The sequence below is a fragment of the Clavibacter sp. GW821-FHT01D01 genome (genome assembly GCF_059422605.1).
Genome location: NZ_JBWKXC010000001.1, coordinates 98,166 through 113,100, shown reverse-complemented (window position 1 = coordinate 113,100; position 14,935 = coordinate 98,166). Strand labels below are relative to the sequence as shown.

Annotated in this window: 16 protein-coding genes; 10 read left to right on the top strand and 6 right to left on the bottom strand. The window is 74.9% G+C overall.

Translation table 11 applies throughout. From position 1 onward, the window contains the following. Positions 1-6 precede the first annotated feature (6 nt). From AC07VC_RS00510 to AC07VC_RS00500, 3 genes are read left to right on the top strand one after another with little or no spacing between them, the layout of a single operon-like run. Complete coding sequence (locus AC07VC_RS00510; protein WP_104290421.1) at positions 7-1,032, top strand: carbohydrate ABC transporter permease; 1,026 nt, start codon at positions 7-9, stop codon at positions 1,030-1,032. Next, on the top strand, positions 1,029-1,934 hold the full coding sequence (locus tag AC07VC_RS00505; RefSeq protein WP_494674828.1) for a carbohydrate ABC transporter permease: 906 nt from the start codon (positions 1,029-1,031) through the stop codon (positions 1,932-1,934). Before AC07VC_RS00510 ends, AC07VC_RS00505 begins: the two co-directional genes overlap by 4 nt. Then, positions 1,931-4,309: a beta-xylosidase/alpha-l-arabinosidase gene (locus AC07VC_RS00500; protein ID WP_494674829.1), complete on the top strand. Its 2,379-nt coding sequence runs from the start codon at positions 1,931-1,933 to the stop codon at positions 4,307-4,309. Before AC07VC_RS00505 ends, AC07VC_RS00500 begins: the two co-directional genes overlap by 4 nt. 124 nt (positions 4,310-4,433) lie before the next feature. On the opposite strand, the gene AC07VC_RS00495 is transcribed toward AC07VC_RS00500, so the two are convergent. Next, positions 4,434-5,282 (bottom strand): SDR family oxidoreductase, encoded by an 849-nt coding sequence (locus AC07VC_RS00495; RefSeq protein WP_494674830.1) that lies wholly within the window; start codon positions 5,280-5,282, stop codon positions 4,434-4,436. A 95-nt stretch (positions 5,283-5,377) separates the two neighbouring features. Between AC07VC_RS00495 and AC07VC_RS00490 the strand changes: the two genes are divergently transcribed. Then, a complete protein-coding gene (locus tag AC07VC_RS00490; protein ID WP_494674831.1) occupies positions 5,378-6,127 on the top strand; it encodes a TetR/AcrR family transcriptional regulator in 750 nt (249 codons plus the stop codon). Positions 6,128-6,166: 39 nt separating this feature from the next. Here the strand turns inward: AC07VC_RS00490 and AC07VC_RS00485 are convergent, their stop codons facing one another. After that, a complete protein-coding gene (locus AC07VC_RS00485; RefSeq protein ID WP_494674832.1) occupies positions 6,167-7,024 on the bottom strand; it encodes a helix-turn-helix transcriptional regulator in 858 nt (285 codons plus the stop codon). A gap of 101 nt (positions 7,025-7,125) precedes the next feature. On the opposite strand from AC07VC_RS00485, the gene AC07VC_RS00480 reads away from it, so the two are divergent. Beyond that, entirely contained in the window at positions 7,126-7,806 is a 681-nt protein-coding gene (locus AC07VC_RS00480) for an SDR family NAD(P)-dependent oxidoreductase (RefSeq protein ID WP_494674833.1), read from the top strand. A gap of 41 nt (positions 7,807-7,847) precedes the next feature. Continuing rightward, the gene (locus AC07VC_RS00475) at positions 7,848-8,246 is read left to right on the top strand and encodes an SRPBCC family protein (protein ID WP_494674834.1); all 399 of its coding nucleotides are present in this window, start codon (positions 7,848-7,850) and stop codon (positions 8,244-8,246) included. 30 nt (positions 8,247-8,276) lie between these two features. On the opposite strand, the gene AC07VC_RS00470 is transcribed toward AC07VC_RS00475, so the two are convergent. After that, a complete protein-coding gene (locus AC07VC_RS00470) occupies positions 8,277-9,140 on the bottom strand; it encodes a helix-turn-helix transcriptional regulator (RefSeq protein WP_317230506.1) in 864 nt (287 codons plus the stop codon). Positions 9,141-9,242: 102 nt separating this feature from the next. On the opposite strand from AC07VC_RS00470, the gene AC07VC_RS00465 reads away from it, so the two are divergent. After that, on the top strand, positions 9,243-9,983 hold the full coding sequence (locus AC07VC_RS00465) for an SDR family oxidoreductase (protein WP_494674835.1): 741 nt from the start codon (positions 9,243-9,245) through the stop codon (positions 9,981-9,983). A 29-nt stretch (positions 9,984-10,012) separates the two neighbouring features. Further along, complete coding sequence (locus tag AC07VC_RS00460; protein ID WP_494674836.1) at positions 10,013-10,909, top strand: serine hydrolase domain-containing protein; 897 nt, start codon at positions 10,013-10,015, stop codon at positions 10,907-10,909. Positions 10,910-10,919: 10 nt separating this feature from the next. Here AC07VC_RS00460 and AC07VC_RS00455 read toward each other — a convergent pair whose 3' ends face one another. Next, entirely contained in the window at positions 10,920-11,339 is a 420-nt protein-coding gene (locus tag AC07VC_RS00455) for a rhodanese-like domain-containing protein (RefSeq protein ID WP_494674837.1), read from the bottom strand. A 94-nt stretch (positions 11,340-11,433) separates the two neighbouring features. Between AC07VC_RS00455 and AC07VC_RS00450 the strand changes: the two genes are divergently transcribed. Beyond that, a complete protein-coding gene (locus tag AC07VC_RS00450) occupies positions 11,434-11,892 on the top strand; it encodes an Lrp/AsnC family transcriptional regulator (protein ID WP_494674838.1) in 459 nt (152 codons plus the stop codon). Positions 11,893-11,959: 67 nt separating this feature from the next. Continuing rightward, positions 11,960-13,198 carry a P-loop NTPase family protein gene (locus AC07VC_RS00445; RefSeq protein WP_317230501.1) on the top strand — a complete coding sequence of 413 codons (1,239 nt, stop codon included), beginning with the start codon at positions 11,960-11,962 and terminating at the stop codon, positions 13,196-13,198. A gap of 12 nt (positions 13,199-13,210) precedes the next feature. On the opposite strand, the gene AC07VC_RS00440 is transcribed toward AC07VC_RS00445, so the two are convergent. Both AC07VC_RS00440 and AC07VC_RS00435 read right to left on the bottom strand, forming a co-directional pair. Next, positions 13,211-13,768 (bottom strand): AAA family ATPase, encoded by a 558-nt coding sequence (locus AC07VC_RS00440; RefSeq protein ID WP_494674839.1) that lies wholly within the window; start codon positions 13,766-13,768, stop codon positions 13,211-13,213. Positions 13,769-13,799: 31 nt separating this feature from the next. Then, entirely contained in the window at positions 13,800-14,732 is a 933-nt protein-coding gene (locus AC07VC_RS00435; protein ID WP_494674840.1) for an alpha/beta hydrolase fold domain-containing protein, read from the bottom strand. Positions 14,733-14,935: the final 203 nt, after the last annotated feature.

The window sequence follows — 14,935 nt, the reverse complement described above, 5'->3', positions numbered from 1 at the left end:
CCCGACATGACGATCCGCGAGAGCTCGCTCGACGAGCAGCGTCCCGCGGCTGATCCTGCACACCCCGAGGGCGGCGTCGCGACGACGCCGCCCTCGGCGGTGCGTGCGCGACGCCGCGGCCTCGGCTGGACCGGTCGCCTCGAGGTCCTGATCCTCGTGGGCCCGGCCCTCCTCTTCTTCCTGGGCTTCGTCATCTACCCCGTGGTGATGGCGGCCTACTACGGCTTCTTCAGCTGGCAGGGCTTCGGCCCGCCCACCGTCTTCGTGGGCTTCCGGAACTACATCACGATCCTCCAGGACCCCACGTTCCACGAGGCGCTGATGCACAACGCCGTGATCGTGGTGCTGTCGCTCGTGCTCCAGGGCCCGGTCGCGATCCTCGTGGCGCTGCTGCTCAACCGGAAGCTGCGCGGCCAGTCGATCATCCGCGTGCTGATCTTCGTGCCGTACGTGATCTCCGAGGTCGTCGTCGGCACCGGCTGGAGCCTCATGCTCCAGGGCTCCGGCGCGCTCAACGGCTTCCTCGCGAACGTCGGCCTGGCGGACCTCCAGCAGGACTGGCTCGCCAACCCCGACATCGCGATCTGGTCGCTCATGACGATCATCACGTGGAAGTACATCGGCTTCGCGGTGATCCTCTTCCTCGCCGGCCTCCAGGGCATCCCCGAGGAGCTCTCCGAGGCGGCCGCCATCGACGGCGCGTCGTACTGGCAGATCCAGCGGCGCATCACCCTGCCGCTGCTCGCGCCGACGCTGCGCATCTGGGCGTTCCTGTCGATCATCGGCTCGCTGCAGCTGTTCGACCTCGTCTACATCATCTGGGGCCAGTACATCTCGGCCACCGCGGGCACCTCGACCATGGCCACGTACCTCGTGGCCAACGGGCGCGGATCCGGCAACTACGGGTACGGCAACGCCGTCGCCGTGGTGCTGTTCCTCGTCTCCCTGGTCGTCGCGCTCGTCTACCAGCGGTTCGTGCTCAACCGCGACACCGCCGGCGCCCTCACGGGCACGGGAAGGAAGAAGAAGTGACCGTCGTCACCGCCGCTCCGCGCAACGCGGACCTGGACCCCGCCTACTCGGCGAAGGCGCCGAAGCCCCGGAGGGCGAAGACGCCGGGGCAGGGCAACAACCCGATCCCGTACCTCGTCGCGGTCGTGCTCATCGCCCTGATGCTGACGCCGGTGGCGTACATCATCCTCGGCGGCTTCCGCACGAACGCCCAGATCACGACCGACCCGGCGGGCTTCCCGTCGCCGTGGCAGATCCAGAACTACGTCGACGTCCTCACGGGCTCCATGTTCTGGCGCCAGGTGGGCAACTCGCTCATCGCTGCGATCGGCACCACGGTCGGCGCGGTCGTGCTCGGCCTCATGGCGAGCTACGTGCTGGCCCGGTACACGTTCTTCGGCCGCGGGGCGCTGTACGCGCTCTTCGCGTCGGGGCTCATGTTCCCCATCACCGTGGCGATCACGCCGCTGTACATCGTGATCCGCTCGCTCGGCCTCACGAACTCGCTGCCGGGGATCATCCTCCCGCAGATCGCATTCGCGCTCCCGACGACGATCATCATCCTGGTGCCGTTCCTGCGGGCGATCCCGGACGAGATCCAGGAGGCCGCGTTCATCGACGGGTGCAGCCGACTCGGGTTCTTCTTCCGCATGGTCGTGCGGCTGTCGATGCCGGGCGTGATCACGGTCGGGATCCTCGCGTTCATCGGCAGCTGGAACAGCTACCTCCTGCCGCTGTTCCTCCTCAGCGACGCGTCGATCTACACGCTGCCGCTCGGCGTGCAGTCGTTCTCGTCGCAGTACTCGGTCGACACCGCCAAGGTGCTCGCGTTCACGTCGCTGTCGATGATCCCCGCGCTCGTGTTCTTCTCCGTCTTCGAGCGCCGCATCGTCGGCGGCCTCACCGGCGCGGTGAAGGGATGACCGGCGCGGAGGCGCCGGCGCCCGGCGCCGTGGAGCTGCCCCGGGTGTCGGAGCGCGTGCGCGAGCTGCACGCGCGCATGACCCTCGAGGAGAAGCTCGCGCAGATCGTCGGCTACTGGGTCGACCAGGGCGGCGAGGTCGTCGCGCCCATGCAGGGCGAGATGGCCACGACCGGCCGGTACGAGGAGGCCACCGAGCACGGCCTCGGGCACCTCACCCGCGTATACGGCACGCGGCCGGTGGATCCCGTGGAGCGCGCGTCGTGGCTGTGGGCCGAGCAGAGGCGGCTCCAGACGGAGACGCGGCTCGGCATCCCGGCGCTCGTGCACGAGGAGTGCCTCACCGGGCTCGCCGCGTGGCAGGCCGCCACGTTCCCCACGCCCCTCGCGTGGGGCGCGTCCTTCGACCCCGGCCTGGTCGAGGAGATGGCGGGCCTCATCGGCGGGTCGATGCGGGAGCTCGGCGTGCACCAGGGCCTCGCGCCCGTGCTCGACGTGATCCGCGACGCCCGCTGGGGCCGCGTCGACGAGTGCATCGCCGAGGACCCGTACGTCGTCGGCACCATCGGCACCGCGTACGTGAAGGGGCTGCAGGGCGCGGGGATCCACGCCACGCTCAAGCACTTCGTCGGCTACTCGGCGTCGCAGTCCGGGCGCAACCACGCGCCGGTGCACGTGGGCCCGCGCTTCGTGGAGGACGTGCTGCTGCCGCCGTTCGAGATGGCGGTGCTCGACGGCGGCGTGCGCTCGGTCATGAACTCGTACGCGGAGATCGACGGCGCGCCCGTCGGCGCCACCCCCGAGTACCTCACCGACGTGCTCCGCGGCCGCTGGGGCTTCGACGGGGTCGTCGTCTCCGACTACTTCTCCGTCGCGTTCCTCCAGGTGATGCACGCCGTCGCGGGCGACCGCGGCGAGGCGGCCGAGCTCGCGCTCGCGGCCGGCATCGACGTGGAGCTGCCCACCGGCGACGCGTACCTCGCGCCGCTGGCGGAGCGGATCCGCGCTGGGCTCGCCGACGAGTCGCTCGTCGACCGCGCGGTGCTCCGGGTGCTCGACGAGAAGGAGGAGCTGGGGCTCCTCGACGCGACCTTCGACGCGCCGCCCACGAGCATCGACCTCGACACCCCGGCCCACCGGGACGTCGCGCGTCGCCTCGCGGAGGAGTCCGTGGTGCTGCTCGCGAACGACGGCACCCTGCCGCTCGCGTCGGCCGACCGGCCCGCGCCGCGCCGCATCGCGCTGATCGGCCCCAACGCCGACAGCGCCGAGGCGCTCATGGGCTGCTACTCGTTCGCCAACCACGTGCTCGCGCACCACCCGGGCACCCCGCTCGGGTTCGCGATCCCGACCGTGGCCGAGGCGCTGCGCGTCGAGCTGCCCGACAGCGAGCTGGTGCTCGTCGCCGGCGCCGAGGTGGAGGGCGACGACCGCTCCGGCTTCGACGCGGCCGTCGACGAGGCCTGCCGTGCCGACCTCGCGGTCGTGGTCGTCGGCGACCGGGCGGGCCTGTTCGGCCGCGGCACGGTCGGCGAGGGCAACGACGTCGAGAGCCTCGACCTGCCGGGCGTGCAGCGCGAGCTGGTGGAGGCGATCCAGGCCACCGGGACCCCCGTGGTCATGGTGCTGCTCACCGGCCGGCCGTACGCGGTGGCGTGGGCGATCGAGGGCGAGTCCGCCCCCGCGGCCGTGCTGCAGGCGTTCTTCCCGGGCGAGGAGGGCGGATCCGCGATCGCGGGCGTGCTCTCCGGCCGGGTGTCGCCGTCCGGCCGACTCCCGGTGTCGCTCCCGCGCTCCGCGGGCGCGCAGCCGTTCTCGTACCTGCACCCGATCCTGGGCGGCCCGTCGGAGGTGACGAGCGCCGACCCGACGCCCGTGCTCCCGTTCGGGCACGGACTCTCGTACACGTCGTTCGCGCGCACCGGCCTCGCGGTCGCGGCTTCCGAGGTGCGGGCGGGGGAGTCGTTCACGGCGACCGTCGAGGTGCGCAACACGGGCGACCGCGACGGCACCGACGTGGTGCAGCTGTACGCCCGCGACGTGCAGGGCAGCGTGACGCGGCCCGTCGCGCAGCTGCTCGGCTACCTGCGGCTGGACCTCGCCGCCGGCGAGTCCGCGCGCGTCCGGTTCGAGGTGCCCACCACCCGCCTCGCCTTCACCGACCCGCGGTACCGCCGCATCGTCGAGCCGGGCGCGGTGGAGCTGTGGGTGGGGCCGTCGAGCGCCGTGCGGGAGACGGAGGCGGCGATCGAGATCGCCGGACCCGTGCACCACGTCACGATCGCGGACGAGCGGTACGTGCGCACGTCGGTGGAGCCGGTCGGCGCGTCCGCGGGCGCGCCGGCCGTCCCGGAGCGGGTGCTCGAGCCGAGCTGATCCGGCCTACACCGGCCCGCAGCGCGGAGCCCCGGCGCCACGTCCTCGCGACGCGGCGGCCGGGGCTTCGTCGTGCGACCGGCCCGACGCCCGGACGTGGACCGCCCGGACGCGGGTCGCCCGGTCAGCCGCGCGCGAGGTGGTCGCGCACGCCCTCGGGCTCGCGGCCGAGGAGCTCGGCCAGGAGCGGGTCCGTGCCCGCGAGGAAGCCGCCGGCAGCCGCGAGCGGGAGCCCCAGGAGGAAGCGCGCGACGGGGGCGGGCGTGCCGACGGCGACCAGCCCGGCGATCCAGTCCTCGGCATCCACGACCTCGAGGCGCACCGGGCGGCCCGCGACCTCGGACGCCAGCTCCGCCACCTCGGCCATGGTCGGCGCCGTGCTCGCGGTGAGGGTGACGGGACCGTCGGCGGGCGCGTCCTGGAGCAGGATCCGCGCGGCGCCCTCCGCGGCGTCGGCGCGCGACGTCCAGGAGACGGGGCCGTCGGCGGGGACGCGGATCACGCCGGTCTCGCGCCAGGCGCCCAGCAGCAGGTCGATGCTGTGCAGGTAGAAGCCGTTGCGGAGCGCCGTCCACGGGATGCCGGAGGCCGCGAGGATCCCCTCGGTGGCGGCGTGGTCGTGGGCCGGGGCGAAGGGCGAGTCGGGGGCCGCGCCCTGGTGGCTCGTGTAGAGGATCCGTCCCACGCCCGCCTCCGTCGCGGCCTCGACGGCGGCGCGGTGCAGCGCGACGGCGTCGGCGCCCGGATCGCTGGCGGAGACGAGGAGCAGCCGGTCGGCGCCCGCGAAGGCGGCGGGGAGCGATGCCGCGTCGGCGTAGTCGCCGCGGCGCACCTCCACGCCGCGGTCGGCGAACGACCGCGCGCTCGCGGGGTCGCGTGCGACGACGGCGATGCCCGCCGCGGGGACGGTCCGCAGCAGGTGCTCGGCGGTGGCGCCGTTGAGGGCGCCGGTGGCTCCGGTGATGACGATCATGTGCGTGCCTCTCGTTCGTCTCGTGTTATCGGTGGTAACGCGTGAAAGGTAGCACGGGAATCACTGCGCTAACACCCGTGCGTTATCGTCGGTCCATGACCACCGACGCTCCCGCGCCCGACGAGGCCGCCGCCGACCCGCGCGCGGGCACGCGCGACCGCATCGTCGACGTGGCCGCCGACCTGCTCCGCGCATCCGGCCGGCCGGCCGTCACCACCCGCGCCGTCTCCGAGGCCGCGGGCGTGCAGGCCCCCACCATCTACCGGCTATTCGGCGACAAGGAGGGGCTCCTCGACGCGGTCGCGGAGCGGGAGATGACCCGGTTCAGCGCCGTCAAGGCCGAGGCCGTGCGCGCCGCCGCGGCGGGCGCGGCCGACGCCGTCGACGACCTCCGCGCGGGCTGGGACGCGACGATCGCGTTCGGGCTCGCCAACCCCGACCTCTACGCCCTCATGAGCGACCCGGCCCGGGGACTCGGCTCCCCGGCCGTGCGCGCGGGCGTGGCCCTCCTCGAGGCGCGCGTGCACCGGGTCGCGCTCGCGGGACGCCTGCGCGTCGCCGAGCCCGTCGCGGTCGACCTCCTCCACGCGGCCGCGACGGGTGCGCTGCTGTCCACGATCCGCCGCCCGGCCGCCGACCGCGACCGGGTCCTGGTCGACGTGATGCGGGAGGCCGTGCTCCAGCGCATCCTCACGCCCCCGCCGGGAGGCCGCGCCCGCCGCGAGCCCGGCCTCGTCGAGCGCGCCGTCGCGCTGCGCGCCCACGTGGCCGACGCCGACCGGCTCAGCACGGGCGAGCGGACGCTCCTCGCGGAGTGGCTCGACCGGATCGCAGCGGCCCGCTGATCCACCGCCACGCGACGCGAGCGCCCCGGCGGACCGCCCTCAGGCCCCCGCCGCCTCCACCGGCGCCGTCGTCAGCGCCTGCAGGCCCGTGACCCGGAGCAGGTCCAGCCGCGCCTCGTCCTCGCTGCCCGGCTCGGCCGTGTAGACGACGATGCGCAGGTCGCTGCCCGGCACGGAGAGGGTGTCGCAGTCGATCGTGATGGGGCCGACGGGCGTGCTCGTCACGGTCTTCCGGCTCGACCGGTGCTCGGCGACGCGGGCCTCGCTCCAGCGGCGCGCGAACTCCGGCACCTCGGCGCGCAGCCGGGCCACGAGCCGCGCGAGCGCGCGGTCCGCCGGGTAGCGGCCCACCGCCGTGCGCAGGTCCGCGGTGAGGTCGCGCGCGAACTCCTCCTCGTGCACGGCGTCGAAGTCGGTGCCGGCGTGGCCCTCGGTGAAGTACGTCCACACGAGGTTCCGGTCCCAGCCGGTGCGCGTCGACGGATCCCCGTTCAGCGCCGCCCACAGCGGGTTCCACAGGAGCAGGTCGTGCGTGGCGGTGAAGACCGCGAGCGGCACGTCGCCCAGCCGGTCGACGATGCGGTGCACCCCCGGCGTGATGTGCCGCGGCACCTCGCCGCGACCGGGCGGGGCGACGCCCGCGACGCGGTGCAGGTGGTCGCGCTCGTCCTCGGTGAGGCGGAGCGCGCGGGCGAGCGCGCCGAGCATCTGCGGGGACGGGTTGACCGAGCGGCCCTGCTCGAGCCGCACCACGTAGTCGACGCTCACGCCCGCGAGCGCGGCCAGCTCCTCGCGGCGGAGGCCGGCGGTGCGGCGATGGGGTCCCGCGGGCAGGCCCACGTCCGCCGGCTGGACGCGTTCGCGCCAGGCGCGGAGGACGCTCGCGAACTCGGTCATGGACCAATCCTCCGCGCTCGCGGCCCGATCAGCCTGGTACCGCCGGTCCTCCCGTCGACGGGTGCCTGGACGCGGCGTCGGCCCGGGCGCAGGCTCGACGCATGACCACCACGCTCATCACCGGATCCAACCGCAGCCTCGGCCTCGAGACCGCGCGCCGCCTCCTCGAGGCGGGGCACACCGTCTACGCCGGCATGCGCGACACCGCCGACGGCGATGCCGTCCGCGCCCTGGGCGCCCACCCCGTCCAGCTCGACGTCGACGACCAGGCCAGCGTGGAGCGCGCTGTCGCCTCGCTGCCGGAGCTCGACGTGCTCGTCAACAACGCCGGCGTGCTCGGCACCTCCTTCGGGGTCGACGACCTCACCCCCGCGGCGATGCTCTCGGTGCTCCAGACCAACGTCGTCGGCATCGTGCGGGTGACGCAGGCCGCGCTGCCCCTGCTGCGGGCGTCCGCCGCGCCGGTCATCGTCAACGTCGCCTCGGGCGTCGGCTGGCCACGCGCCCTCGCCGGCGACGGCACCGACGAGAGCCACGTGCTCGCGGTGCCGTACGCAGCCTCGAAGGCGGCCGTCATCACCCTGACCCTGCAGTACGCGAAGAACCTGCCGGGCTTCCGGGTCAACGCCACCGACCCCGGCTACACGGCCACCGACTTCAACGGCCACGGCGGCCACCAGACGGTCACCGAGGGCACCGACGCGACCGTCGCGATGGCGCTCGTGGGACCGGACGGGCCGACGGGCGGGTTCCACAGCCGGCACGGCCGCATCGACTACTGAGCGGCGTGGACCGCCGTGCCGCTGCGCGCTACCGTCGAACCGTGACCTGGCCCGCGCTGCACGTCTCCCGTCCCGTCGACGCCGACGTGGCGTCCGTCGTCGCCGTCGCGGGGGATCCCGCGCGGCTGCCCGAGTGGGCGGCGGGTGTCAGCTCGGGCATCCGCCTCGAGGGCGGGCGCTGGCTGTCGGACTCGCCGATGGGCGCGATCGAGATCGCGTTCACCGGTCCGCGCGAGCTCGGGATCCTCGACCACGACGTGACGCTGCCCGACGGGACGGTCGTGCGGAACCCGCTGCGCGTGCTGCCGAACGCCGACGGCAGCGAGGTGGTGTTCACCCTCTTCCAGCGCCCGGGCGTGACCGACGAGGAGCTCGCCGCCGACGCCGCCCTCGTCGCCGCGGACCTCGACCGGCTCGCGGCGCTGGTCGTCCGCGCCTGACGTCAGCCCCGCGTCGCGCGGCTCACGCCGTCACGCGTCGGCCGTGACCGGCGCGTCCTCGCCGAACCGGTGGTGTCCGAGCACGGCGAGCAGCTCGAGCTTCCCCGCGGCGTCGGACCGCGGGGCGGCCGTGAGCACGAGGAGCGCCTGGCCCTGGTCCTCGGTGAACAGCGCCTGGCAGTCGAGCTCGATCTCGCCCAGCTCCCGGTGGATCAGCGTCTTCCGGTCGTGGAACCGGGTCCCCACCTCGTGCCGTTCCCACAGCGCCCGGAACTCGTCGCTCGTCGCGCTGAGCCGGTGCACCAGCGCGGCGGCGGGGGAGGACGGGCCGGCGGAGCCGAGGGCCATCCGGAGGCCCGCGACGAGCGACGCGCCCTGGCGCTCGTGGTCGGACGCCGGGTACACGTCGCGCTCGCCCGGCCGGGTGAACCAGCGGTAGACGGCGGCGCGCGCCATCCCGCGCTCCTGCATGTGATCGCCGAGCAGGATCGCGGCCAGCCGGTTCTGCGCGAGCGTCTCCCCGAGGCGGGAGATGATGACGGCCGGCGTGTCGTCCAGCCGGTCGAGCACCCGGCGCAGCGGCGGGGCGACGTGCGAGTCGAGGGGCGTCCGCGCGGGGACGTTCTGGCCGGCCAGCCGGTGGAGGTGGTCGCGCGCGTCGTCCGTGAGCCGCAGCGCACGGGCGAGCGCCTGCAGCATCTGCACGGACGGCTGCGGACCCCGCCCCTGCTCCAGCCGCGCGTAGTAGTCCGTGGACATGCCCGTCAGCTGCGCGACCTCGTCGCGTCGCAGGCCCGGCACGCGGCGGCGGGGCGAGTCGGGGAGCGCCACGTCCGCGGGCCGCAGCCCCTCGCGGCGGGCGCGCAGGAAGGCGGCGAGCGCGGATCTGTCCACGCCGCCATCATCGCGCTCGCGGCGGGGCGGGAGGGAGGGAGCGCCGGTCCCACGATGACCGCTCCCCTCCCGGATCCGCCCGGGCCGCCGCACACTCGGCCCATGGACATCACCGGCAACACCGCATTCATCCCCGGCGCCACCTCCGGCATCGGCCTGGCACTGGCCCTGCGACTGCAGGCGGCCGGCAACACCGTCGTCATCGGCGGACGCCGCACCGGGCTCCTGCAGCGACTGGCCGCCGAGCACGGCCTGGGCACCGTCGTCATCGACGTCACCGATCCCGCCTCCGTGCGCGCCGCCCGCGACCAGGTGCTCGCCGAGCACCCCGACCTCGACGTCGTCATCGCGATGGCCGGCGTCATGGGCGTGGAGGACATCCGGAGCGCGGACTTCCTCGACCACGCCGAGCGGGTCATCGACACCAACGTCCGCGGACCGCTGCACCTGGTCGCGGCGTTCGTGGAGCACCTGCGGACCCGCCCGCGTGCCGCCCTCATCACGGTCTCCTCGGGGCTCGCCCACACCCCGCTCGCCGTCACGCCCACGTACAACGGCTCCAAGGCGTTCATCCACCGGTTCACCGAGTCGATCCGCCTGCAGCTGGCCGGCACCTCGGTGCAGGTCATCGAGATCGTCCCGCCGGGCGTGCGGACGGAGCTGCTCCCCGGGGGATCCGAGGACGAGCGGTTCATGCCCCTCGACGCCTTCGCCGACGAGGTGATGGCCCTCCTCGGGTCCCAGCCCGACGCCCGCGAGATCCTGGTGGAGGCGGTCAAGCCGCTCCGCTTCGCCGAGGTCGAGGGCCGGTACGACGCGACGGTCGCCGCGATGAACGGCTGAGGGGGCGGGCCGGCCGCCACACTGGATCCATGAGCACCGCCGCCGCCGACGTCCTCGCCCGCCTCGTCGAGGGCATCGACCGCGAGCGGCTCGGCGCGTACGGCGCCGTCGTCCGGATCGGCGACGACGAGGCCGCCCACCGCTGGCGCAGCGACGACCGGGAGGACCTCTACTCGGTGTCGAAGGGCGTGTGCGCGCTCGCCGTCGGCATGGCGGTGGACGCGGGGATCCTCCGGCTCGACACCCGCGTGCCCGAGCTGCTGCCGGATCTGGACCTCGGCGCGGGCGTCGACCGGGTCACGGTCGAGCACCTCCTCACCATGACGAGCGGCATCGACTTCGCGTGGTTCGGCGACGAGCCCGTCCCCGGCCCCGATCTCGCGCAGGCGATGCTCGGGCTCCCGACCCGCGGCCCCGGCACCGTCTTCCGCTACAGCGACGCGAGCCCGTACGTCGCCATGCGGATGCTCGCCGCGGCCGTCGGCGACGTGCGCGACTGGCTCCTCCCGCGCCTCTTCGCGCCGCTCGGCATCGGGAACCCGCAGTGGCACCGCTGCCCCCTCGGCTTCGTCGTGGGCGGCAGCGGACTGCACCTGCGGACGGGCGAGCTGGCGCGCATCGGCCGGCTGCTGCGCGACCGCGGTGCGTGGGAGGGTCGTCAGCTCGTGAGCGGGGAGTGGATCGACCGGATGCACGCCGACTGGGTCGGCACCGGCGGCGACGATCCCGACGCGCCCTTCGCCCGCTACGGCCTCGCGACCTGGGACGGCCCGGGCGACGCCTGGCGCCTCGACGGCCGGTACGGGCAGTACGTGGTCGTGGACGCGTCCCGCGACGCGGTCGTCACCATCACCGCGCACGAGGAGGAGCGGGACCACCTGCTCGCCGAGCTCGCGGTGGCGTCGGTCGTCGACGTCGTCGGCTGATCCGCGCGGGTCAGTGCACGGGCGCCGTCAGCGGATCCGGTGCCCGGCGCGTGCGCCCCGCGTCGGTCGCCACCGCGAACCCCTCGCGTGCCCAGTACTCGAACCCGCCGATCAGCTCCTGCACGGCTGTGTAGCCGAGCGTCGCGAGCGCGAGGGCGGCGCGCGTGCTGCCGTTGCAGCCCGGTCCCCAGCAGTAGACGACGACGCGGGCGTCGCGGTCGGGCAGCTCGGTGGCGGCGCGCTCCGCCAGCTCCGCGCCGGGGATGTGGACCGCCCCGGGGATGCGCCCCTGCGCCCACGCGGCGTCGGATCGCACGTCGACCACGAGGGGCGCGGCGCCGCTCGCGCGGTCCGCGGCGAGGTCGGCGGGGTCGGTCTCGCAGGCCAGCTTGGCGGCGAGGAAGTCGATGGCGGAGAGGCTCGTCTGCATGCCTCCATCGAAGCGGTCGGGCTCCCCGGCGCGGAAGGGCGGTCGCCCGGCATCCGGGCCCTCGCGCCGCGGATCGCCCGGTAGGTTCGGCCGCATGCCGACGAATCCGCCGCTCGCCCTCGACGCCACCGACCACGCGATCATCGCCGGGCTCCAGGCCGACGGCCGCATGAGCGTCGTGCAGCTCGGCCGCGCCGTCTCGCTCTCGGCCAGCGCGACGGCCGAGCGGGTGCGCCGCCTGACCGAGGCCGGGATCATCACGGGCTACTCCATCACGGTGGATCCCGAGGCCCTCGGCTGGGCCGTCACCGCCTTCGTGCGGCTGGCCTACCCCTCCGGCGACTACCGCCCCTTCCACGCGCTCGTGGCGGAGATGCCGGAGATCGTCGAGGCGCACCACGTCACGGGCGCCGACTGCTTCATCGTCAAGGTGCACGCCCGCTCGATGCGCGACCTCGAGCGAATCACGGGCCGCCTCGCCGTCCTCGGCGGGATCACGACCCACGTCGTCTACTCCAGCCCGGTCCCGGGTCGGCACGTCGGGCCGGCATGACCCGCGCCGGGACCCGGACGGGTTGGTAACATTACCAAGCCTCGCGGGGCTTGGTAACATTACCAACATGCGCGACGCGACGGACAATCCCTTCAGCCCCGGATCCGACACGGTCCCGGAGATCTGGGCCGGCCGCACCGAGCAGCTCGGCGACTGGCGCGACGTGGTCCGCCCCCGGCTCCTCCGCGGGCTCCCCGAGCGCGGGCGCACCGTGCTCGGGGAGCCCGGTCTCGGCAAGTCCTCGCTCGTCCGGCGCATCGCGCGGACCGCCGCCCGCGACGGGGACTGGGTCACGCCGCAGCTCCGCATCCCGCTCGGCGCCGATCCGCTGAAGCCCGTCGCGGCCGCCGTGCTGGAGCTCGCGCGGGCCGCGGGCCTGCCCTCGGCGCGCGAGAGGCGGATCCGGGAGGCGATCGACCGGGTGGAGACGGTCGCCGCGGCCGGGCTCTCGCTCACCGTGCGTGGATCCGACCGGAGCGGCCCCGAGCCGTACACGGCGCTGACCGCGCTGCTCGTCGAGGTCGGCCGCGCCGCCATGCGCCAGGACCGGGTCGCCCTGGTCCACGTCGACGAGGTGCAGAACATCACCGACGAGCGGACGCTCTCCCAGCTGCTGATCGCGTTCGGCGACGCCCTCACGCACGAGGAGGAGGTCGAGGTCCCCGGGGGCGCGCGCGTGCGCCGGTCCCTGCCCATCGCGGTGTACCTCACGGGCCTGCCGGACTTCGAGGACCGGGCCGGCGCGCACAAGGGGGCGACGTTCGCGCGCCGCTTCCGCACGACCGTCCTCACCGCGATCGACGACGAGGACATCCGCGCCGCCCTGCAGGACTTCGTCGTGCCCGGCTGGGAGGTCGCGGACGGGACCGGCCGCACCGCGCGGATCCGCATGGAGCAGGACGCCGCGGCCGCCATCGTCGACCTGTGCCGCGGGGAGCCGTTCCTCTTCCAGCTGGCGGGGGAGCGCGCCTGGTACGCCGGATCGGGGACGACGATCACCCGCGACGAGGTCCACGCCGGCTGGCGGGGCGCGGAGCGCGAGGCGGCCGCGCACGTGGAGCGGATCCTCGAGCGGCTGCCCCCGCGGGAGCGCGCCTTCGTGGAGGCGATGGCCGCGCTGCCCGCGGCCGAGCGCACGCTCACCCGCATCGCGAGGGCGATGGGCCGGTCGAGGGCCGCGGAGGTCGGCACGACGGCGCAGCGCCTGGACACCGTCCGCGGGATCATCGACCGGGGCACGTCCTACGGCTTCCGCCACCGCGCGATCGAGGCCCACCTGACGAGCGCCTGGCCGCGGGTCGGGTGACGGGTCCGCGGGTCAGCGCGGCGTCGCACGCGGCCGCCCGTCGTGGAGCCACCCCGTGAGCGCCACCACCTCCGCCGCGATGTCGCCCACCGACCGGCCGTCGGTCGCCACGCGGTGCACCGCGCCCGACGCGCCCGCCGCGAGCCGCGGCGCCGCGGCCGCGCTGCGCTCGACGGCCTCGGCGAGCCCGGATCCGATCTCGCGTCCGGCGAGGCGCCGGGCGGCGGTCGCGTCGTCGGCCGTCAGCAGCACGCCGACGGCCTCGACCTCGCCGCCGAGCGCGGCCGTGAGGGCCGGCATCTCGAGCACGCTCACGGTGTTCGCGTAGATCACGCGCGTCCATCCCGCCGCGCGGTAGTTCCGCCACATCGCCGCCAGGTTCCGCTCCGCCAGCGGGATGCCCTGCCGCCACGGCTCCGGATGCGCCTGGTCGAGCGCGTCGCCCTCGACGAGGGCGTGCCGCACGTCGGCGAGGGCGAGCAGCCGCGACGCCTCGGCCGCCACCGTCGACTTGCCGACGCCGGAGCGCCCGCCGAGGAACAGGGCCTGCGTGGGAGCCGGGATCGTCATGGTCCGAGCGTGGCATGCGGCGCCGGCCGGGTCAGCCCGCGGGATGCAGCGCCCCGCGGAGCGCGGCGGCCTGTGCCCGCCAGAACTCCCGGGAGACCCCGGCGCGAGGCAGGATCGCGTCGAAGCCGTGGAAGGCGCCGTCGACGACCGTCAGCTCGACGGCGACGCCCGCCTCCCGGAGCCGCTCGGCGTAGCGCACGTCCTCCTCGCGGAACAGGTCGAGCGAGCCGACGCCGATCCACGCGGCGGGGAGCCCCGAGAGGTCCTCGCGTCGCGCGGGGGCGGCGTAGGGGGAGACGTCCGGGGCGCCGGGCGGACCGCCGAGGTACGCGGTCCAGCCGACGCGGTTGCTGCCCGGCGTCCAGACGCGCACCTCCGACGTGTCCATGTCGGTGCGGGTGACGGTGCGGTCGTCGAGCATCGGGTAGACGAGGAGCTGGAACGCGGGTGCCGGGGCGCCGCGGTCGTGCGCCATGAGGGCGACGGCGGCGGCGATCCCCCCGCCCGCGCTCGCGCCGCCGACCGCCACCCGGGACGCGTCGACGCCGTGCTCCTCCGCGTGCGCGTGCAGCCAGAGCAGGGCGGCCAGCGCGTCCTCGACGGCGGTGGGGGCCCGGTGCCCGGGGGCGAGGCGGTAGCGCACCGACGCGACGACGATCCCGAGGGTCCGCGCGAAGCGGATGTTCGACGCCTCGTCCTGCAGGTGGTCGCCGAGCACCATCCCGCCGCCGTGGATCCAGAGCAGGGCGGGCACCCGCCCCGAGGCCGTCCGCGGGCGGTAGAGGCGCATGTCGACCGCCGACGCGCCCCCGTCGACGGGCACCCGCACGTCGTGCACGAGGAGGTCCTCGGGCGCCTCCGACCGGCGGGGCTCCCGTCGCGCGGCCATCGCCACGAGCGGCGCCGGGAGGGTGAAGCGGGGGATCAGCCGGGCGAGGGCGAGGTCGGGGTGCAGGGCGGACATGGTGCTCCATCCGGTGGTCGGGCCGCCTCGGCGGGCGGCGTCGGGGGAACCGTACGCGGGCCGCATGGGAGCTCCGACCCGCCCCGCCGCGGACCCGCGTTGACACTGCCCCGACGCCCCCGCGAGAATGGGGGGACGTTGCTCTTACAACGTTGTAATGGCCCGGATCGCCTGCGTTCGCCAGGCGTCGACCAGCCCCGTTC

Bases quoted from the DNA above. Each gene is read 5' to 3' on its own strand.
- AC07VC_RS00510 (WP_104290421.1), top strand. From the start codon at position 7: ATGACGATCCGCGAGAGCTCGCTCGACGAGCAGCGTCCCGCGGCTGAT.
- AC07VC_RS00500 (WP_494674829.1), top strand. From the start codon at position 1,931: ATGACCGGCGCGGAGGCGCCGGCGCCCGGCGCCGTGGAGCTGCCCCGG.
- AC07VC_RS00495 (WP_494674830.1), bottom strand. From the start codon at position 5,282: ATGATCGTCATCACCGGAGCCACCGGCGCCCTCAACGGCGCCACCGCC.
- AC07VC_RS00490 (WP_494674831.1), top strand. From the start codon at position 5,378: ATGACCACCGACGCTCCCGCGCCCGACGAGGCCGCCGCCGACCCGCGC.
- AC07VC_RS00485 (WP_494674832.1), bottom strand. From the start codon at position 7,024: ATGACCGAGTTCGCGAGCGTCCTCCGCGCCTGGCGCGAACGCGTCCAG.
- AC07VC_RS00480 (WP_494674833.1), top strand. From the start codon at position 7,126: ATGACCACCACGCTCATCACCGGATCCAACCGCAGCCTCGGCCTCGAG.
- AC07VC_RS00465 (WP_494674835.1), top strand. From the start codon at position 9,243: ATGGACATCACCGGCAACACCGCATTCATCCCCGGCGCCACCTCCGGC.
- AC07VC_RS00460 (WP_494674836.1), top strand. From the start codon at position 10,013: ATGAGCACCGCCGCCGCCGACGTCCTCGCCCGCCTCGTCGAGGGCATC.
- AC07VC_RS00455 (WP_494674837.1), bottom strand. From the start codon at position 11,339: ATGCAGACGAGCCTCTCCGCCATCGACTTCCTCGCCGCCAAGCTGGCC.
- AC07VC_RS00450 (WP_494674838.1), top strand. From the start codon at position 11,434: ATGCCGACGAATCCGCCGCTCGCCCTCGACGCCACCGACCACGCGATC.
- AC07VC_RS00445 (WP_317230501.1), top strand. From the start codon at position 11,960: ATGCGCGACGCGACGGACAATCCCTTCAGCCCCGGATCCGACACGGTC.
- AC07VC_RS00440 (WP_494674839.1), bottom strand. From the start codon at position 13,768: ATGACGATCCCGGCTCCCACGCAGGCCCTGTTCCTCGGCGGGCGCTCC.
- AC07VC_RS00435 (WP_494674840.1), bottom strand. From the start codon at position 14,732: ATGTCCGCCCTGCACCCCGACCTCGCCCTCGCCCGGCTGATCCCCCGC.